We start from the raw sequence: 20348 nt of genomic DNA, 5'->3' as shown, positions 1-20348 counted from the left end.
TTTCCACAACAAGTTTCTGGCAATTCCCCGGATCAGTAAGGTAAGATGAATTGAACTCTGTTTGAGTACTATTTATGTGTCGATTGATTGCGATTGCCTTGCTGTTGTTTGCCAATTTAGCAGTGGCCGATGAACCAAATCAAAAGCTGACACCCGTATCAATCAAACTTCACTGGCAGCATCAATTTCAATTTGCTGGCATTTATGCCGCCGTCGAAAAAGGCTTTTATCAGGAAGCCGGGCTGGCAGTAACCATGACTAACGGCCATACAGCACCTTTCAATGAAGTTGAAACCGGTATCGTTGACTTTGGACTTTCCGGTGCAGGCCTGGTGGTCGAAAGATTAAAAGGTCGCCCGTTTGTCGCTATAGCCGCCATATTTCAAAGCAGCCCTTACACCTGGCTGGTCAGAGCGGATTCAGATATAAAACATCCGAACGATTTCGTTGGTAAAACGGTTACCCGGCAGTCCTACGCTGATGATTTATCGGCGATGCTACTCAAGTTCAATATTCATCCTTCACAACTGGATATAGTGGATCCCTCTCCGGCTGATATCGATAATCTTATTGCCGGTGAAGTGGATGCACTTACAGCCTATATTTCCAATGAACCTTTCTGGATGAAGAATCAGGGTGTGGCTTACCACACCTTGTCACCGCATGAATTCAATATTAATTTCTACAGCGATATCCTGTTTACTTCTGAACAGTATTTAAGGCGTCATCCGCAGGTCGTGGCAGCATTCAGAGAGGCCACTATACAAGGCTGGCAATATGCCCTGGAACATCCCCAGGAAATGATTGATCTGATTTTAAAGGACTATAACAATCAAAATAAAACCCGGGCTCATCTTGAATTTGAAGCTGAAAAACTCAGCGAGCTCAGTTTATATCCCACCGTTTCATTAGGTCATATGACGATTGAACGCTGGCAAAAAATCGCTGAACACTATCAGCAGTTAGGCTTGGTTAATAATGACCATCAACTTGATGGATTTATCTATGACCCTACACCCAGCATATCAATATGGCTGAAATGGCTGGTATTTTCGCTTATCGCTTTAGCCGCAGTCACCATGATTGGTTATTTTATTAAACGCCATCATGCCAAAGTGTTGAGTGAAAAGATTGCCTTGCAAACGGCAGCGCTTGAAGCGGAATTAGAAAAAGGCAAAGCGCTGGAAGAGAAAGCCAAACGCGAAAGTGAACGTTTACAAACATTATTGAATCACACACTTGAAGGCGTTATTACCATTGACGAAACGGGTGTTATCCAGAATTTTAATGCGGCTTCTGTTCGCTTATTCGGTTATCAACCGGAAGAAATTATTGGCCAGAATATTACCCGGCTGATGCCCGCTCAACATCGACATCATCATGAAAATGGCATGTCACGTTTCTTAAGCACCGAGCAATCCAAAATAATTGGCCAGCCGATTGAGTTGGAAGCATTACATAAAAGTGGTCAAATTATTCCCATTGAACTGACCTTAAGTGCCTTTAAATGGGAAGGTCGTTATTTTTTTACCGGCATAGCCCGTGATATTTCTTTGCAAAAAGCGGAGCATCTGGCCTTGATCGCCGCCAAGGAAGAAGCTGAAAAAGCCAACCAGGCAAAATCGGAATTTCTGTCGGCAATGAGCCATGAGTTACGCACCCCCCTGAATGCGATATTAGGTTTCGCCCAGCTGCTACAAAGTGATAAACAGGCACCTCTTACCGATACTCAGCAAGATAGTCTGAAGCTCATCATCCAGAGTGGTGAACACTTGCTCAAGCTGATTAACGATGTACTGGAACTGGCAAAAATTGAAACCGGTTCTGTAGAGGTTTCCATTGAGGCTGTTGATGTTACGAGCGCCATAAAACATTGCCTGCCAATGCTGAAAAATCTGGCGGATCGCTATCAGGTAACAATTCTGACGGGAGATATCCCCAATCAATTAGTGCTGGCTGATTTGACCAAACTTAAACAAGTACTGATCAACCTGGTCAGTAACGCCATAAAATACAACCGTCCTGATGGTGAGGTACTCATTACAGGCGAAATCATCAAATCGACCAACCGGTTGCGTATTACCATTAAAGATACCGGTATGGGCATACCACCGGATAAACAAGCCTATCTGTTTACGGCATTTGATCGATTGGGGCAGGAAAACTCGGGGATTGAAGGTACCGGCGTCGGATTAATTGTGACCCAGAGACTGATAAAGGCCATGGATGGTCACATCGGTTTCGAAAGCAGCGAAAATCAAGGCAGTCGCTTTTGGGTAGAGTTACCTGTCACTGACCGGTCTCTGCACAATGTTCATCATCATGAACCGCCACCCTCGATTCCCTCTGACAATCCACTTCAGGCCGATTCCGGTTCGGTCATTCTGCATATTGAAGACAACCCGGCCAATATCAAATTAATGGAAGCGTTTTTTGAACGCCTGCCACAATATCACCTGCATGTCTGTAAAACCGCTGAAGCCGGATTGGAATGGCTGGAGCAAAATATGCCGGCAGTTATCCTGATGGATATTAATCTTCCTGGAATCAGTGGTCTGCAGGCCACTGAGCAGATCATGGCCAATCCCAAGTTCCGTCATATTCCGGTTATCGCCGTGACTGCTGCGGCTATGCCCTATGATTTACAGCAGGCAGAAGGGTTATTTACCGCCTATCTCACCAAACCGGTTAACTTTATCTTGCTGACAGAATTGTTAAACCAGTACAGCAAACAAAGCGATCAGTCTAACAATGGGTAACCATCCCGCGGGGGAAAGAACAACAAAGGTTCTACCCGAGCATCATTCAGACTGACTCCAAGATGCAGATGCGGCCCGGTCACCCGTCCTGTTGCACCCACCGTACCAATAATATCTCTTTGTTTAACCTGTTGGCCGACTTTGACATCAATTCGATCCAGATGACAAAACATGGTCACCAGACCCTGGCCATGATCAATCATGACGGTATTGCCATTAAAAAAGTAATCGCCGCTATCGGTCACCACACCATCGGCAGGCGCCATAATGCCGGTTCCTGTTGGCGCGGCAATATCAATTCCGCTGTGGGGATTACGTTCTTCGCCATTAAACACTCTGCGGCGACCAAACAGGCCACTTACACGTCCTTCAACCGGCCAGACAAAGTTGAATGGGATGTCATCACTCACTCGCCAATTGCGTAACGCTTGGTTTATCCTGGCGGTTTCTGCTTCGATGCGATCCATATCTTCAGCATAGGGATTTACTTTACGATCATCGGGAACATTCACATGCTGGGTGGGATAGGATTTGTTTCTGACCTCAAACACAATGCTGCTCAATACGCCCTGGTCATCCACCAAAACTTTATGATTTCCCGGTTTGGCTGCCAGAGGAATGCCAACCACAGCCTGCCATTGGGAATCCTGTTTTATCACCATCACCTGCCGTTGTTCATAGCTGACTTCAGGTGCAACATTTCCACCCGTTTCCAACGGTAAAATGATCACGCCGCCAGGTACCGGAAGTTGTTGTGGTAACGCCCAGGCAGAGAAACTCAGCAACAGCAGAATGGGTAAATAAAAAACGTTGAACCTCATTTTTTATCACGCACTTCGCAGTCCAACTGGCCTTCTGATAAACGAATTTGCAGTGTTTGGCCAATTTCCACTTCATCGGAACGGTAAATAACATTCCCGGATTCAGTATCACTGGTGATGCTGTAGCCACGCTCCAGCGTATTTAAAGGGCTGACGACAGATAAAGTTCGCATTAACTGCGCAAGTTGTTGTTTATGATCATTGATCTGTTGTCTGGTCAGACGATTTAATTGTGCAGAGAGTGCATCAACAAGCTGTTGCTGCTGCTTTAACCGGGAAACGGGTAACAGTCGCTGCAAACGAGCGTTCAGATTCTGACTTTGTTGTCTGAACTGCTGCTGTTGCACGGAAAATGCTTTTTCAAATCGCTGAGCCAAATCCTTTAAGCGGGTTTGCCGCCAGCTGATTCGCAGTTGGGGATGCGGTAAGCGCACTGACAGATAATCCAGTTGCTGCTGTTTGCTTTGCAAACGACGTTGAAAGCTGTAATCCAGTTGTGTCTGCAAGCGTTTCAGCTGTTGCAATTGCAGCTTGATCTGTTGCTGGGGTTTAGGCAGGCGCTGTGATAAATAACGGATATGCCGGTGTTCATTAAACAGCTTTTGACGAATGCGACTGTTCAGGGTTTGCAACAAATTGCCCAGATTCAAAACCAACTGTCGTGCTTCAGGGACGGCTAACTCGGCTGCTGCCGAAGGGGTCGGTGCTCTGACATCGGCGACAAAATCGGCAATGGTAAAATCAATTTCATGGCCTACGGCACTGATAGTGGGAATCTGGCAGGCAAATAACGCTCTGGCAACCAGTTCATCATTAAAACTCCACAGATCTTCCAGCGAGCCACCACCCCGCCCCACAATCAGCAAATCGCATTCCTGTCGCTGATCAGCGGTTTGAATGGCGGCAGCAATCTGCCGTGGTGCTGCTTCACCTTGTACAGCAACGGGATACAAAATCACTTTGATTGCCGGAAAACGACGCTTCAAAACATGCAGAATATCGTGTACCGCTGCCCCATCCGGTGAGGACACAATGCCGATGGTTTGCGGCAAAGCCGGCAACGGTTTTTTATGAGCGGTATCAAACAGACCTTCCTGACCCAATCTGGCTTTTAACGCTTCATAGGCGCGTTGCAAGGCCCCGCTGCCTGCTTCTTCCATATGCTCAACAACCAGCTGGAATTCACCGCGGCCTTCATACAGCGTGACTTTGACGCGCAGTAATACCTGCATGCCGTTTTCAGGGGTAAAGCGTAATTGCTGATTGCGGCCACGGAACATGGCACAGCGTACTTGCGCAGCTGAGTCTTTCAGTGTGAAGTAAATATGCCCGGAAGCCGGCATCGCTAAATTGGATATTTCTCCTTCGACCCACAATAGCGGAAACGAACCATCCAGCATCAGCCGGACTTCTCTGACCAATCGCGAAACCGGATATACATCCTTGACAGCACGGGCAGCGAGTTTTGCTTGCGAATCCGATGTCATAAGTGATGCCATAAACCACTAAGTTCCTGATATAATTTGTCGATCATATTACAGTAAATTCGGGAACCCGCCTCATGAGAATTGCGCAAGAAGCCCTGACATTTGATGACGTTTTATTAGTCCCTGCCTATTCAAATGTTCTGCCGCGTGATGTCAGTCTGTCAACTCAACTGACACGAGATATCACCATCAATATTCCATTGTTATCCGCTGCGATGGATACCGTCACAGAAAGCCGTCTGGCAATAGCAATGGCACAGGAAGGTGGTCTGGGTATTCTGCACAAAAATATGACCATCGAACAGCAGTCTGACGAAGTCCGTAAAGTGAAAAAATTTGAAAGTGGTGTGGTTCGTGATCCGATTACCGTCAGCCCCAACACATCAATCGGCGATGTTGTTGAGTTGACCCGTTCCCACAATATCTCCGGTGTTCCAGTTGTAGATGGTAATGATTTGGTCGGAATTGTAACCAGCCGTGATTTACGCTTTGAAAAACATTTTGAAAATCCGGTGTCATCAATCATGACTGGCAAAGATAAACTGGTGACCGTCGGTGAAGATGCCAGTCGTGAAGAAGTTCTCCACTTATTGCACACTAACCGTATTGAAAAAGTACTGGTTGTGGATGATAAATTTCATCTGCAGGGCATGATCACCGTTAAAGATATTCAAAAACAAACAGACAATCCACTGGCCTCCAAAGATGCACAGGAACGTTTGCGTGTTGGCGCGGCAGTCGGCATTGGCGCAGAGAGCGAAGCGCGTGTTGATGCATTAGTTGCAGCCGGTGTGGATGTCATTGTTGTCGATACAGCACACGGTCATTCACAGGGCGTATTGGATCAGGTGCGCTGGGTCAAACAACATTATCCTCAAGTGCAGGTCATCGGCGGTAATATCGCCACAGCTGCTGCGGCAAAAGCTTTAGTTGAAGCCGGCGCTGATGCGGTCAAAGTCGGTATTGGTCCCGGCTCTATCTGTACCACGCGTATTGTTGCCGGTGTCGGTGTACCACAAATCACTGCCATCAGTAATGTGGCTGCCGCACTGGCCGGAACGGGTGTGCCGTTGATTGCTGATGGTGGTGTACGCTACTCCGGTGATATTGCCAAAGCGATTGTTGCCGGGGCACATGCCATTATGGTTGGTGGTATGTTTGCCGGTACTGAAGAAGCTCCCGGTGAAGTGGAATTATTCCAGGGTCGTGCCTATAAATCGTATCGTGGCATGGGCTCAATGGGAGCAATGTCACAGAAACAGGGTTCCAGCGATCGTTACTTCCAGGAATCCAGTGAGGCTGACAAACTGGTTCCGGAAGGCATTGAAGGCCGCGTGCCATTCAAAGGTAGTCTGAGTCCTGTTATTCATCAGCTGATGGGCGGTGTTCGTGCTTCCATGGGTTATACCGGCAGCCGCACTATTGAAGAAATGCGCACCAAACCGGAATTTGTCCGTGTAACTTCTGCTGGCATGAATGAAAGCCATGTTCATGACGTGACCATCACCAAAGAAGCACCAAATTATCGCGTTAATTAATGTTGCATACCGGTTTCTGAACAGAGACCGGTATCTTTTATCTGACTGTAAGAGAGATTCATGAGCAGCCATATTCACGACCATCGCATTCTGATCCTTGATTTTGGTTCACAATACACCCAGCTGATTGCCCGTCGTATTCGCGAGGTCGGTGTCTATTGCGAGTTACGTAACCCGGATATCAGCGAAGCCGAAATTCGTGAATTTGCTCCGAAAGGCATCATTCTATCGGGTGGCCCGGATTCAACTATTGGCGAAGCGGCACCTGCCGCACCGCTCTGTGTATTTGAAATGAATGTACCGGTTTTGGGCATTTGCTACGGTATGCAAACCATGGCTACACAGTTAGGTGGTCAGGTTGAGTCGTCATCACATCGTGAATTTGGTTACGCACAAATCCGCGCTCGCGGGCATTCTGCATTTTTGAAAGATATCGAAGATCATGCGACACCTGAAGGTTTTGGCATGCTGGATGTGTGGATGAGTCATGGTGACCGGGTTAGCCAAATGCCCGATGGATTTAAAGTTATAGCCAGTACCGACAGTGCGCCTATTGCCGGTATGGCGGATGAAGAACGACAGTTCTACGGTGTGCAGTTCCACCCAGAAGTGACCCATACCACTCAGGGTCAACGGATGATTTCGCGTTTTGTTACCGAAATCTGTGGTTGTGAAACCTTATGGACCTCCGCCAATATTATTGAAGACAGTATCGAAACCATCCGCCAACAAGTTGGCAAAGATGAGGTATTGCTGGGTTTATCTGGTGGTGTCGATTCCTCCGTCGTGGCCGCTTTGCTGCACCGGGCCATTGGCGATCAGCTGATCTGTGTGTTTGTGAATAATGGCTTGCTGCGTGAAAACGAAGGCGATCAGGTGATGGCGATGTTTGCCAAACATATGGGCATTCGCGTGATTCGTGTGGATGCTGAAGATCGTTTCCTGTCAGCACTGGCAGGTGAAAATGATCCGGAAGCCAAACGCAAAATTATCGGCCGTGAGTTTGTTGAAGTATTTGACGAAGAAGCGTCCAAACTCACCAACGTACAGTGGCTGGCACAAGGCACTATTTACCCTGATGTCATTGAATCGGCTGCCTCTAAAACCGGTAAAGCGCATGTGATTAAAACCCATCATAATGTTGGTGGTTTACCGGAGCACATGAAACTCAAATTAATTGAGCCATTACGCGAATTGTTTAAGGATGAAGTACGTAAATTGGGCGTCGAACTTGGTTTGCCAAGCGATATGGTCTATCGCCACCCTTTCCCTGGCCCGGGTCTGGGCGTACGCATCCTCGGTGAAGTCAAAAAAGAATATGCCGATCTGCTGCGTAAAGCCGATAACATTTTCATCGAAGAATTACGGGCTCACGATTTATACGACAAAACCAGTCAGGCGTTTGCAGTGTTTTTGCCAGTCAAATCAGTTGGTGTAATGGGCGATGGCCGCCGTTATGACTATGTAGTCGCACTTCGTGCGGTTGAAACCATCGATTTTATGACCGCGCGCTGGGCACATTTACCTTATGAGTTCCTGGATCTGGTATCACGTCGTATCATCAATGAAGTCAGCGGTATCTCACGAGTCGTCTACGATATATCCGGGAAACCACCCGCTACGATTGAATGGGAATAACGCGTTATCATCTGTTGATTGGAGGCCGTGTGCAAGGTGTTGGCTATCGTATGTCGGCACAGATTGTTGCTGAGAAACTCGGCTTGGGGGGCTGGGTACGAAACCTCAGCAATGGTCAGGTTGAGATCGTGGCTGAAGGCCAGATTGAACAACTCAAGCAATTACGGGTCTGGGCCTGGCAAGGTCCTCGTTTTGCGGAAGTAACGGATATTTCCGTTACAGAACAATCTGCTACAGGTGAATTTGATAATTTTAAGATCCGTTAGTTAGCCCAAATAACCCAAAAGGAATCCGACATGGCACAACGTTTTAATAGCAAAGGCTTTTTATTACGTTTGTTGTTTGCTGTTTTGTTGGTCTATATCAGCTACAACCCGAGCGGTTACAGTTATTATCATTGGGCTAATGACGCCATTTTAGGTAATGGCACGGGTATCACTCCTCCTTTTGCCATGGCTACCGTGATTATCCTGATTGGCTGGACCGTTTACCTGCGGGCAACCTTTCGTTCCCTGGGCGGTTTTGGCCTGATTCTCGCCTTTGCCTTTTTTGCCATTATCGTCTGGTGGCTGTTTGATCTGGGTATTCTCGAACTGCGCCATCACGCGGCGTTTACCTATATTGCCTTATTCCTGATTGCGGCTGTTCTGGCGGTCGGCATGTCCTGGTCACATATCCGTCGTCGACTATCGGGTCAGGCAGATATGGATGATGTAGATGATTAGACGCCACCGTCGCATTCGACAGAAATAAATCATCTGACTCAAACTACGGCGCAGTGTATTAAAAAATTTTCAGCTTGAATTAAGCCTGTATCTCTATCCTACAGTCTTAATGTCATATCCATTCGTGATATTGATAAATTATTCAGGCTGAAGGATTCACACATGTCGTTATTCTCGAACCAAACAAAATCGAGATTATGGATTGCTGTTCTGCTTATTACTACGCTACTGAGTGGTTGCCTTTGGTTCAGCACAGTTAGCTCCGCCAAAGCCGTTCAGGATAGCCGGTGGAATCTGCAACAGGATTATCAGTTCAGTAACGTACTTACTATTGATGGAATTGTCGATAATTTATCAGGATTGACCTATCATCCTGAGTCAGGACATTTGTATGGTGTCGTAAACAATCCTGAACAAATCGTTGTGATGAGTAAAACCGGACAATTACTGCAAACAATTGATTTAATTGGCTTCTCGGATACTGAAAGTATTGATTATGTAAAAGACAATATGTTTATTATCAGTGAAGAACGACAGCAAACTGTCAGCTTTATTGAAATCCTTGATTCAACAACACAGATAAACTACCAGGATGTAAAAACGATCGCGATATCCTCTCCTGAAAAGGAGAACAAAGGTATTGAAGGCATCGCGATTTCACAACAACATGGCTTATTTATCGTACGTGAAAAGCCCGCACGGATCCTGCATTTTTCATTGACTGATGATAGCAATGATAGTCAATTTGATGCGATAAAAAAGCTCCGGCTTGATGTGGGTGATTTTTCGGGATTAACGCTACTCAATGAGAGTACCGAGCAGAAATTACTCGTGCTCAGTGATGAATCGCATAGTCTGCATGTCATTGATTTCATGGGTCAGGAACGGTCACGTGTCAGACTGGGTCTGGGCCCATTTAATCTCTGGCCATTAATGCAGCAACCTGAAGGTGTCACATCAGATACAGAGGGAAATATTTATATCGTTGGCGAACCGAATCAGCTGTTGATATTGACAAGGAAGACACCGCTAAATAGCTGATTCAGGTGCAAAGCTGCTTCTTTCCGCTTACTTTTCATGATAAAAGTTACCCAGCTGACGTTCATCTTCATCTGTTAAATTTCATATTCTTACCTGATAACGCGTATTTATCAGCTCCCCCTCCTCATATACCAAAAAGGGCGATTACTCGCCCTTTAATATTAAGCCTTACATTATGTAGCAATCAGGCTTCATAAGTGGATGCAGAAACATTTCCGCCCCTGCCCGTCCAGTTGGTATGGAAATATTCGCCACGAGGTTTATCCAGTCGTTCATAGGTATGCGCGCCAAAATAATCACGTTGTGCCTGTAGCAGGTTGGCAGGCAATCGCTCACTACGATAACCATCATAAAAGGCTAACGCGCTGCTGAAGGTTGGAGTTGGCACACCGAGACTAATGGCACAAACAACTGCTTTCCGCCAACCCGGTAAAGCTTCGGTAATAGCATCGATAAAGAAATCATCCAGCAACAGATTTTCCAATTTTGGATTACGCTCAAAAGCATCACGAATGTTCCCCAGAAATCGACTGCGAATAATACAGCCGCCGCGCCACATCAAAGCGATACCACCATAATTAAGTTCCCAACCATAGGTTTTGGCCGCTTCGCGCATCAACATATAACCTTGAGCATAGGAAATAATTTTTGAGGCATACAAAGCATCACGAATCGCATTGATCATGTCAGCTTTATCACCTGAAAATTGGCCCGCATGAGCAGGCAAAATGTTGGCGGCAGTGACTCGCTCATCTTTAAGGGCAGACAAACAGCGGGAAAAAACTGCTTCTCCAATCAGTGTTAACGGTATACCCAACTCCAGCGCATTTATTCCGGTCCATTTGCCGGTACCTTTTTGGCCTGCCGTATCCAGAATATGATCAATCAGCAAACTGCCATCCGGCTCTTTGACCGCCAGAATATCGCGGGTAATCTCTATAAGATATGAGTCCAGAACACCTTCATTCCATTCAGCAAACACCTGCTGAATCTCGTCACCGGACATACCCAGTCCTTCACGCATCATCTGATAGGCTTCGCAAATCAATTGCATATCGCCGTATTCAATGCCGTTATGCACCATTTTTACGTAATGTCCGGCACCATCATTGCCGACCCAGTCGCAACAAGGCTCACCATCAACTTGCGCGGCAATGGACTGGAAAATGGGTTTAATCGCAGGCCACGCTGCAAAATTACCGCCGGGCATTAAGGAAGGTCCGAAACGGGCACCCTCTTCACCACCGGAAACACCACTACCAACAAACAGGATGCCTTTTTTATGCAGTTCATGGGTGCGTCTGTCACTGTCATTAAACAGCGAGTTACCGCCATCAATAATGATGTCACCTTTATCCAGATAGGTGACCAGTTGCTCAATAAAGGCATCTACCACCGGTCCCGCTTTCACCATTAACATCACGCGTCGCGGGATTTGCAGGCTCTCAACAAATTTTTTCAAATCATGGCAACCAATAATATTGGTGTCTTTGGCAGGACCTTCCAAAAATTCATCGACTTTGGATGAGGTTCGGTTATAGACCGCCACCTTAAAGCCTTTATCATTCATATTCAGCACCAGGTTCTGACCCATAACAGCCAGCCCCACCACACCAATATCTGCTTTTGTATTTGTATTTTGAATCAATTCACTCATTTCTGATTTACCACCTTTATGTATTCGCCTCGAGCCTCACGGGTAGAACCCACCACAATTCGGCAGGTTCCGGAGGCATCACATTCCAGAGCACCGCACACCTCAATAAATTCACCTTTTACCACTTGCCCAACGTAGGTGTGAGTAAAGGAAATGATTTCAGGCGTCAGCGCATTATCAACTCGGTATCGTGCCGGAAAATCAAACGCACGACTGTCATCGGTCACCCGGCACTGGATGGTTTTAATGCCTTGTTTAAGAAAATGCCGATGCTCAATATCCAGTTCATCTGTTAGACAGACCATGCCGATATCAAATTTACTGCCATCGATCATCGCTTTATTGTATTTTCGATATTCATGCCAGCTAAAACTGTCAAAATTCAGCTCACTATCACGACGTTGATAGTTTTCCTGCATTTGTGCTTTATCAAGTTTCTGCAGAATATTATTGGTAATTGCATTTTTGACTGCTTGCCTGCATTGATGGAACGCATCACGTCCATAAATAACTAAATCAATATCTGATGTGCTTTTTTGCTGATTAATCAGCATTGAGCCGGTAAGACCTATTGCATCAATATCTACTGAATATTGCCGGAAAATCGCTATTAATTTATGCAATTTGTGTTGCAGCAGATCTTCTGCCGGCTGATTCAATAACTGCTGCAGCCGTTGTTCGGGCCGATGATGCCGAAAAATTCTGTCCACCGGTACAGCATGAAATGCTGCATCAAACTGGTTTGAATAAAACAGAAACTCGGGATGATGTCGTTCAAGTAATCGGTTGGCCTGCTCTGTATCGACCTTATGCCAGCCATTTTGATCATGAACGTAGCGTAAAAAGCAGCCCACTTTCTGATCATGAGAGTGATAGCTAACAACAGCAAAGATCAATCCATCTTCAGTTTCAATGAAGTCTTTGGGCAGAAACGGAAACCCTGTCTGTCTCAAAAACCTACCTCCCGTAAGTGATTTTTATAATGGCATAGTCATTACATTATGACTTGTCTGATAATCCAAACATGCCGCGCAGGGCCAGAACTACAATCAACAGTATTAACGCATCAATCAGCCATCGGCCCTGTTCACCGAAAAAACGTCCGCTATGCAGATCTGTTAACAGCGTTCCCAGTGTGATCCCGTATGCTTCAAACTGTTGTCTCAGTTCGTCCAGTGTTGAATCTGGAATCGGTACCGACTCACTCCATGAAACGCCATCGAGGGAGATCAATTGCCAATCATCCAAAATCGAATTCCCTTGCCACATTCCAGTTCTTGTTTGCAGTACTGGGAGTCCATGATGTAGGCCTATATTCTGAATTTCCGCCGGAATAAGTTCTGCGGCTCCCAACGCACCAATATACTGGCCCCCGGTATCAAACAGGATAAGATTATCATCCGTTGCCAGGGCAATAATGTCCTCGAGTAAAATCCCACCTAATAATGGACGGTTAAGACGTAGTTTAGGTTCGGCATTCACATAAAGCTGCGATTCAATTTCGATAAACAGCTGATCGGCCAACAGCCATCCATTTTTCACTGGTACATCTGTGACTTTGTAATGTTCAAGCAACCATGGGGCAGCAAGCTTGATTTGTTCCAGCTTCAAATCCTTGGCATGATTTATCAGTATTCCACAAGCCAGCCAAATCAATATCAGCGAAGAAATTATCACGACACCCGCGACTTTAATCCCTTTCAGCATTCACCGCATTCCTCAACCATTACTGACAAGTAAAGTGTAAGCATAGCTGAAAATAGCAGCAGGATTTTATCTTGCCATACATTTCAGACAAAAAAGGGAGCCAAGCTCCCTTCAATGGTGACTGATATCACTTAAAGTGACATTAAACAGCCTGAATCATGATCGTCTGAATTACAGCGCGAAATGCTTAATTACATCATTACCCGCATATCCGCCTGATGAATTTCACGTTGCCGCATATGAAACAACGCTTTGCTGATATCAATTGCGTAAGTGGCAAAATGCTGTTCGGTCATACGGATGGTGATAGCGCCCATATTGACATGCACCATCTGACAATCAGGACAAAACTGGATGTCACAGGTACTGGAAGAAAAAACATTTTCAGGTTGGCAGGAATTTGAAGCCATGATGAAGTTCCTTATTGTAAATTTGAAAATTCAGAGACTTTCCAACATATCGGGTAATCCACGTTGTTGGCCTCGATGAAGTTGATAACTGAGCAGCCAGCGCTGAGATAAGGCCCGCCAGTGCTGTTTCTTTAAGGGATGTTCGTTGTGGGTCAGTAATAATCGATAATTTCGTGAAATCTGCAACGCCAGGCATGCTGAAGCATGTTGACGATACATTGATTCCAGTTGCTCATTGGCGGCTAAAATGACAGCTTCACACCAGGTTTCTGCTCGTTCGGCTCTGTTTACATTCATGATTAACTCAATCTGTGAGCTGCGGCGGCGAGCAACATGCTCCACACCGTTCGTTTGGATTTTTTGTCCAGACAGTTAAAGTCAGCAGCGTGTAGTTTTCCCTGACTGATTAACGCTTCCAGTCGATCAGGGCTAAACGCTACATGTATGGCATTTTGTTTCGGAAAGTACGTTTTTGATGTCTGCATCTTAAATACCTCAGCAAGATTGATAAGGTTAGATGCAGTATAAGGATTGATTATTCTAAATGCAAATAATTATTATTTAGATTAAGACGCAAGCAACAGCGCAGTCTTTAAGGGGAATAGGTGCCGGTTCCATAATAACCATAACCCAAAAATGGCGCGTCATGTTTGGGGTTATAGGCCCGGGATGATTCCGGATCTTTTTGTGGCCAGACATGATCATCTTCCATTGTAACCAAAGGCACGGATAACATTTTCTGATCGACTTTCTGCAGCTGCAGTGTCTTGACGGTTCCAAGAAACGTCACCAGTCTCTCCGGTGAATAAATCAATGGGTCAAGAAATCGTTCACTGCGAACAATAAAGCGCCCGGCACTGTTTTCAGTTGATATAGGCACCCCATGCCGGGTCAATGGAAATTGCACAATAGTCAACTCTGAAAAATCCTCGTAATTGGCTACCTGAGCAATCATTCCACCCCAGCGAACCGTTTGTCCTTGATGCATCTCGATATTCTGCAGAACCTGCTCATAGGTAATATCGTTATTTGATTTTGCATAAAGAGAGGGTTTTGTTGCCCCGCAAGCCGTCAATATAAGCATCAGTGAAAGACTTAAAATACGCATAACTCATTTCTCCATTAACGTTGTTGAATAGACCGATTCAACCCGCAGATGTTGCCAGCTATCAGCGTTTACTTTTACGAGCCGCTTTTTTGGCCGCTTTTTCTTCGCGTCTCTGTATTACCTGTAACCACTCATGCTCAGTCATCTCGGGCGTTTCGAGCGTCAGTCTGCCAAGCTGACCATTGCGTAATTCAGTGAGCAGAATTTTACTAATCCGCTCAATATCCACCACGCCACCCGCTTTAATACAACCACGTTTTTGAGCCATTTTTTCCAACATCGTTTGCTCGTGGTCTGTGATGTCATCCACATGAAATCTACTGAACAGGGCTTCAGGGTACTGCTGCATCAGATACTTGACGGCATATAAAGCTATATCGTGATTTTCAAAGGCTGTTTCTTTTATCGCATGGGTGATCGCCAGACGATAACCACTGTCGTGATTTTCCAGATTTGGCCATAACACGCCCGGCGTATCATGCAACACCACCACATCATCAACAATAATCCGTTGCTGCACTTTGGTTACCGCCGGTTCATTACCTGTTTTGGCTATCTGTCGTCCGGCCAACGCATTAATTAACGTCGATTTTCCAACATTCGGGATGCCCATAATAAGTGCCTGGATCTTTTTTACACTGCTGGCTTTACCGGGCACCATGGTTTGGCACATCGCAATCAATTCCTTGCCTCGCGACGTCGCATTTGCCGACAAAACCAGTGTTTTTATGCCCTGTTCCTGTTCAAGATATTCCTGCCAGATTGCAGTGAGTGCAGGATCAGCCAGATCGGCCTTATTAAGCACTTTCAGGCAGGGTTTATCTCCACGTATTGCGGCAAGCATCGGATTGGAACTGCTATAAGGCAGCCGGGCATCCAGTACTTCAATTATCAGATCCATTTGCGGCAGGATTTTTTTCATTTCCTGCCCGGCTTTATGCATATGCCCAGGGAACCACTGAATTGCCATCAAGAACTCACTAAAAATACCGGAATTGGTAGATTAATTATAACGCTTCAGCGCTAAATATAACGGTCGGCATCGCTGATAAACCTGCTGATGTCGACTTCATCAATTTGTTCAGCCGCCATGAAACGTTCAGCGTATTGCTTATAGGCCCCGCTGGTGAGAAATAATTCAAACACATCACGATCCATCAGTTGCTGCTCAACCAGCTGATGCAAAATGAAAATCGCCACACTTAAGGTTTTGGCTTTTTTATAAGGACGTTCTGCTGCCGTTAACGCTTCAAACACATTGGCCAGCATGATAATGCGTTCCGGCACCGATAAATTTTCTGCCGTCAAACCACGCGGATACCCGGTGCCATTCATGGTTTCCAGATGAGTTGTCGCATAACGCGGAATGTTTGAAAGCTCATCAGGATAGGGAAGTGACTCAAGCATTTTGATAGTGGTCAGAATATGTTCATTAATTCTGAAACGCTCTTCTTTGGTCAAAGTGCCGGATTCAATGGTCAGATTGTAAAGTTCACCATGATTAAAGCCATATTCCGGCTGATTCAGATTAACGCCGGATTTTGCATCTTCAGCCGCTTTCTGATTATGCGGGATGATGTGTTCCGGCTTGTCGTCAAGCAGCTGTTCAGTGGCAGGAAGACGGGTATTTGAATCATGATACCGGGCAAGCTCAACCGGCGATAAACCGAGTTGATCATCAAAATGTCGTTGCCAGCTTATCTTTGACAGACGTTTCAGTCGTTCATTGGTATTCTGATCCATAAACTCCGTACCAATATTACATTGGGCGACAAAGGCAAAGTCATCTTCAAGCTGGATCTGCTTCACCTTTAAAGCGTCTTCATAAACCGTTCTTTTTTCGGGTCGTTGCATCGTCTGTTGCCAGAATTCAATTTCGGCATCCCGCCAAAGTACTTCAAAGCGCATACGAATTTCATGGATACGGTTATATGGCATTTCCAGTTTGGTGCGCTTATCAACCAGATATTCCGGTGTTGTGATTTTTCCATAGCTATGCAACCAGGCTGCTAAACGCAATTCCCGTTGTTGAACGTCATTGTCCAGCTGGAAGTCTTTAAAAGCTGATTCATTTGACTCAGAGGCTTTGTCTGCCAGTAACATTGTCAGCTCAGGGACTAACTCACAATGGCGGGTTGGATAAGCTGACTTTGCATCTATAGCATGCGCTACAGATTCCACCAGGCTATCCGTCCACTGCTGATGAGACTGTTGATAAAACTGCGTTGCCAGCGACATATCACGCAGCTTATCGCTCAATGCATTGAACTCCAGCAGGTGACTGGATTGGGAGTTGATGGCAGCAAAATGACGCTGTTGAACATGATCTATATCCAGCTGAATTTTTTTCAGTCTGGATACCAGGATAGAGGCGAACCACCAACTGAATGGCAGTAACAGCAACAGCATCAGAGCAGCAACCAGTGCAGCATTTTTACTTTTACTCCACACCATACTCATCACGGTATTCTGCGGTGAAATGATGGTGAGAAACTGGCTCTCAGCATCATTCATTTCAATAGCGCGGTGATAGACATAATAATCCTGCCCATTAAGCGTTATTGATTGCAGCTCATCGGAGACCTGTAACGCATCACTTCTGAAACGATCGAAACTGAAAGCTTGTGGATTACCTTCTCTATCAATTGAATTAAACCACTTATCGACTAACGCCTGATGGTGGGTATCCGATAAATTTTCCAGTGCACTGTTAAAAATTTCAGCCAGACCGGTTCGTTGTCGATTCACCATAAAATGTAAACCGGCAGGTAATTCAGCCGGGGCAAAATCAACACCTTGGTGCACCATTATTTCATCGGCATATTCCTGTGCGGTAATGTATTGCAAGGTAATTGCCGTATCCATTCCAGCATCTGCCTTTCCACTGATAACCGCCTCAAAAATACCTCTTGTTGTCTCCGTTTCGATAATATTGATATCCGGAAAATCAGCCTGCAATCTCCCGATTAATGACCAGCCCTCGGGGATGGCAACGGTTTTATTATTTAGCTCGGAAATGTGGGTTATAGGTGTTTGTGAAGTCGTAATGATGCCATAAGGAACCTCAACAAACGGGATGGTCATTTCGCCCATGAAGTTACGAAATTCACTGTAAAAAACCGGTTGCATGATTTCCAGTTCACCATCCACGAACTGCGTCGCCAGTTCCTGCCAGCTCTCACCGGAAATAAATTGCATCTCCAGGCCCGTCATTCGTGAAATATAGGCCAGCACATCAACTGCATAACCACTTGGTACACCGTTGTTTGAATAATTTAACGGCGGCCAGTCTATCTCACTGGTGACGCTTAATACCGGATCATTCTGAATTATTGCTAACTGCTCATTACTGAGCTCAAGCCGGGGAGCCGCAGGTAATAAGGCCGTTGACTTTTCGGGCTGGTTTGACGCGATCACCCCGCCGGTTTGCGGATAAAAATAGATTTCCGTAGCTTTGCCCAGATCGCGATTTTGCAATAGCGTAGATAACGGTGACAGTTCTGCGGTAATTGCTAGCACTGCACCACTGTCAGGCAACTTAATCGAATAGCTCTGTGCAGGCGTTTTAATTTCGGCTAGCAGGTAAGATTGAGTTTTAATAGCCGCATTGGTTTTCGCGTCAGAAAACCATGGGTGATGATTAATATCGATATCGCTATTATGTTGCCAGACATGGCGCAGCGTAAAGTTACGGTCATAGTATTCCAGCCGGCGTTGTTGCTGCTCTCCCTGATTAAATATTTTGATTAATAACCACCGATCAGCCTCTTCTGCCCGTAAATGCGGGCGCAAATCAGGTGAGGACTGGAGATTGATGAGCTGCTCGACATCACCGCTCTGTTGACCAATATAAACCGATTGAAATAACTGATTACGCTGCATGACCGCCATCAGTACCTGACGAGTATCACCACTCATCCGGGGATTTTCAGCTATCGCCGGTAATTGTGCCAATTCGTTAATTTCATTTTTGGCTCGTGTATCAATTGAGTCCAGATACTCGTGAATACTGTTTAGCGTTTGCTGGTAACGCTTGGTAATGGAACTCTCCGCGGCATTTTTATTGAAATAATACTGCACCGTGATGCTGGCAACAGCCACCAGCAGGCTGAAAAGTATTAAGCCGGCGACCACTGCCGTACGAATTGATAACTGAAATTTTTTGTTTCGCTTTTCCATTACTACCCTCTTTGGCGAACTCAACGCTAATCAATCATCTAAGCCTGTCACAAGCATACAAAGGAATCTTAGAACAAACCCTGATTTTTAAAATTATGTAATTTGAAACTCATTTTGATGAGTCAACACGTATAATCATGATTCGATAATGACATTAACATTTAACTCGCCTTCTATAACAATCCTTTACATCGAACTAAAACCTGGTTTCGGCTATGCTTTTCAGGCTATGCAAAAAAAAATTAAACATTATTTAATCTTCAGTTGTGGTTGGATTTGTATCATTTTGGGGATAATCGGGGCGTTACTTCCCGTTATGCCCACCACGCCATTCATGATTCTCGCCTTAGCCTGTTTTGCTGAGACCTCACCACGTTTTCACGCGATGTTATTAAATAATCGCTGGATTGGTGCACCTTTAAAACAATGGGATCAAACCAAAACAGTCCGCCGACGTACTAAAATCCAGGCACTTATCATGTTGGTTATCGCTTTTAGTGCTTCAATAACGATGCTGTGGGGGCGTATTGGCATGCAATTGCTTTTACTGGGGTTGGCAATATTGATGATAGGCGTGGTACTGAGATTAAAAGAAGCAGAGCCAAAATATGAAGATTAATGATCTGATTAAGCAACGTCATAGTACTCGGGCTTTTTTAAATAAGCCCGTCAGTGAAGATGATATCTGTGAAATACTGGATATTGCCCGCTACGCACCTTCAGGAGCTAATACACAGCCATGGCAAGTTGCTGTACTTACGGGCCAAACCAAGCAAAAAATCAGCGATAGTTTGGTCTATGCATTTCAGCAGGGCATTCAATCAGCACCCGATTATTCCTATTATCCGGAAATCTGGCACTCCCCATATATCGAACGCCGCCGTGCTTGTGGATTGCAGCTGTATCAAAGTCTACAGATTGATCGAAAAGACAAGGTCGCTCAGCAAAAACAATGGGAAGCGAATTACCGGGCGTTTGATGCACCGGTAATGTTATTGTTTTTTATGGATACCGAAATGCAGACCGGCTCATTTCTGGATCTTGGCATGTTTCTGCAAAACCTGATGTTAGTGGCTCAGGAGAAAGGACTGGCAACTTGCCCCCAGGCGGCTCTGGCAGAATATCCCCAACAAATTAAAACCATTCTGGACTATCCTGCTGACAGTATTCTGGTGTGTGGCATGGCTTTGGGATATGAAGACACCACGGCAGCCGTCAATGACTATCGAACAGATCGTGAACCAGTTTCTGTATTTACCCGCTTTTTTAGCTGATTTT

General features: G+C 45.5%; 19 protein-coding genes. 8 read left to right on the top strand and 11 right to left on the bottom strand.

What is annotated here, in order from left to right; all coding sequences use genetic code 11:
* The first annotated feature begins 74 nt into the window (after positions 1 to 74).
* On the top strand, positions 75 to 2759 hold the full coding sequence (locus tag B2337_RS02180; protein WP_292362041.1) for an ABC transporter substrate-binding protein: 2685 nt from the start codon (positions 75 to 77) through the stop codon (positions 2757 to 2759).
* On the opposite strand, the gene B2337_RS02175 is transcribed toward B2337_RS02180, so the two are convergent.
* Both B2337_RS02175 and xseA read right to left on the bottom strand, forming a co-directional pair.
* Positions 2741 to 3580: a peptidoglycan DD-metalloendopeptidase family protein gene (locus B2337_RS02175; RefSeq protein ID WP_292414508.1), complete on the bottom strand. Its 840-nt coding sequence runs from the start codon at positions 3578 to 3580 to the stop codon at positions 2741 to 2743. The two genes, B2337_RS02180 and B2337_RS02175, sit on opposite strands and share 19 nt — an antisense overlap.
* On the bottom strand, positions 3577 to 5079 hold the full coding sequence (gene xseA / locus B2337_RS02170) for an exodeoxyribonuclease VII large subunit (protein WP_292414509.1): 1503 nt from the start codon (positions 5077 to 5079) through the stop codon (positions 3577 to 3579). Before xseA ends, B2337_RS02175 begins: the two co-directional genes overlap by 4 nt.
* Before the next feature lie 62 nt (positions 5080 to 5141).
* On the opposite strand from xseA, the gene guaB reads away from it, so the two are divergent.
* From guaB to B2337_RS02145, 5 genes are all read left to right on the top strand, one after another.
* Positions 5142 to 6605: an IMP dehydrogenase gene (gene guaB / locus B2337_RS02165; RefSeq protein ID WP_292362038.1), complete on the top strand. Its 1464-nt coding sequence runs from the start codon at positions 5142 to 5144 to the stop codon at positions 6603 to 6605.
* 60 nt (positions 6606 to 6665) lie between these two features.
* A complete protein-coding gene (gene guaA, locus B2337_RS02160) occupies positions 6666 to 8243 on the top strand; it encodes a glutamine-hydrolyzing GMP synthase (RefSeq protein WP_292362037.1) in 1578 nt (525 codons plus the stop codon).
* Entirely contained in the window at positions 8234 to 8509 is a 276-nt protein-coding gene (locus B2337_RS02155; protein WP_292414511.1) for an acylphosphatase, read from the top strand. Before guaA ends, B2337_RS02155 begins: the two co-directional genes overlap by 10 nt.
* Positions 8510 to 8539: 30 nt before the next feature.
* On the top strand, positions 8540 to 8968 hold the full coding sequence (locus B2337_RS02150; RefSeq protein WP_292362035.1) for a DUF6524 family protein: 429 nt from the start codon (positions 8540 to 8542) through the stop codon (positions 8966 to 8968).
* Positions 8969 to 9130: 162 nt separating this feature from the next.
* Positions 9131 to 10009 (top strand): SdiA-regulated domain-containing protein, encoded by an 879-nt coding sequence (locus tag B2337_RS02145; RefSeq protein WP_292414512.1) that lies wholly within the window; start codon positions 9131 to 9133, stop codon positions 10007 to 10009.
* 184 nt (positions 10010 to 10193) lie between these two features.
* On the opposite strand, the gene gnd is transcribed toward B2337_RS02145, so the two are convergent.
* The 9 genes from gnd to B2337_RS02100 form a co-directional block, all read right to left on the bottom strand.
* The gene (gnd, locus tag B2337_RS02140; RefSeq protein ID WP_292362032.1) at positions 10194 to 11666 is read right to left on the bottom strand and encodes a decarboxylating NADP(+)-dependent phosphogluconate dehydrogenase; all 1473 of its coding nucleotides are present in this window, start codon (positions 11664 to 11666) and stop codon (positions 10194 to 10196) included.
* Positions 11663 to 12619: a nucleotidyltransferase domain-containing protein gene (locus B2337_RS02135; protein WP_292414514.1), complete on the bottom strand. Its 957-nt coding sequence runs from the start codon at positions 12617 to 12619 to the stop codon at positions 11663 to 11665. The genes gnd and B2337_RS02135 overlap by 4 nt, the downstream gene beginning before the upstream one ends.
* 46 nt (positions 12620 to 12665) lie before the next feature.
* Entirely contained in the window at positions 12666 to 13373 is a 708-nt protein-coding gene (locus B2337_RS02130; protein WP_292414515.1) for a peptidase, read from the bottom strand.
* Positions 13374 to 13564: 191 nt separating this feature from the next.
* Positions 13565 to 13783 carry a hypothetical protein gene (locus B2337_RS02125; RefSeq protein ID WP_292362029.1) on the bottom strand — a complete coding sequence of 73 codons (219 nt, stop codon included), beginning with the start codon at positions 13781 to 13783 and terminating at the stop codon, positions 13565 to 13567.
* A 30-nt stretch (positions 13784 to 13813) separates the two neighbouring features.
* Positions 13814 to 14080 (bottom strand): hypothetical protein, encoded by a 267-nt coding sequence (locus tag B2337_RS02120; RefSeq protein ID WP_292362028.1) that lies wholly within the window; start codon positions 14078 to 14080, stop codon positions 13814 to 13816.
* Between the two features lie 2 nt (positions 14081 to 14082).
* Complete coding sequence (locus B2337_RS02115; protein ID WP_069296081.1) at positions 14083 to 14268, bottom strand: hypothetical protein; 186 nt, start codon at positions 14266 to 14268, stop codon at positions 14083 to 14085.
* A 107-nt stretch (positions 14269 to 14375) separates the two neighbouring features.
* Entirely contained in the window at positions 14376 to 14891 is a 516-nt protein-coding gene (locus tag B2337_RS02110) for a Slp family lipoprotein (RefSeq protein ID WP_292362026.1), read from the bottom strand.
* A gap of 61 nt (positions 14892 to 14952) precedes the next feature.
* Positions 14953 to 15861 (bottom strand): ribosome biogenesis GTPase YlqF, encoded by a 909-nt coding sequence (gene ylqF / locus B2337_RS02105; protein ID WP_292362025.1) that lies wholly within the window; start codon positions 15859 to 15861, stop codon positions 14953 to 14955.
* 53 nt (positions 15862 to 15914) lie between these two features.
* Positions 15915 to 19070 (bottom strand): HD domain-containing phosphohydrolase, encoded by a 3156-nt coding sequence (locus B2337_RS02100; RefSeq protein WP_292414517.1) that lies wholly within the window; start codon positions 19068 to 19070, stop codon positions 15915 to 15917.
* 229 nt (positions 19071 to 19299) lie between these two features.
* Here B2337_RS02100 and B2337_RS02095 point away from each other — a divergent pair, with 229 nt between their 5' ends.
* Together B2337_RS02095 and B2337_RS02090 are read left to right on the top strand one after the other, a co-directional pair.
* Positions 19300 to 19689, top strand: a complete 390-nt coding sequence (locus tag B2337_RS02095) for a YbaN family protein (RefSeq protein ID WP_292742484.1) — start codon at positions 19300 to 19302, stop codon at positions 19687 to 19689.
* Positions 19679 to 20344: a nitroreductase gene (locus B2337_RS02090; RefSeq protein WP_292362022.1), complete on the top strand. Its 666-nt coding sequence runs from the start codon at positions 19679 to 19681 to the stop codon at positions 20342 to 20344. Before B2337_RS02095 ends, B2337_RS02090 begins: the two co-directional genes overlap by 11 nt.
* Positions 20345 to 20348 lie beyond the last annotated feature (4 nt).

It is taken from the genome of Methylophaga sp. UBA3192 (genome assembly GCA_002363955.1).
Taxonomy (GTDB): Bacteria; Pseudomonadota; Gammaproteobacteria; order Nitrosococcales; family Methylophagaceae; genus Methylophaga.
This window is presented reverse-complemented; position numbering and strand designations above follow the sequence as displayed.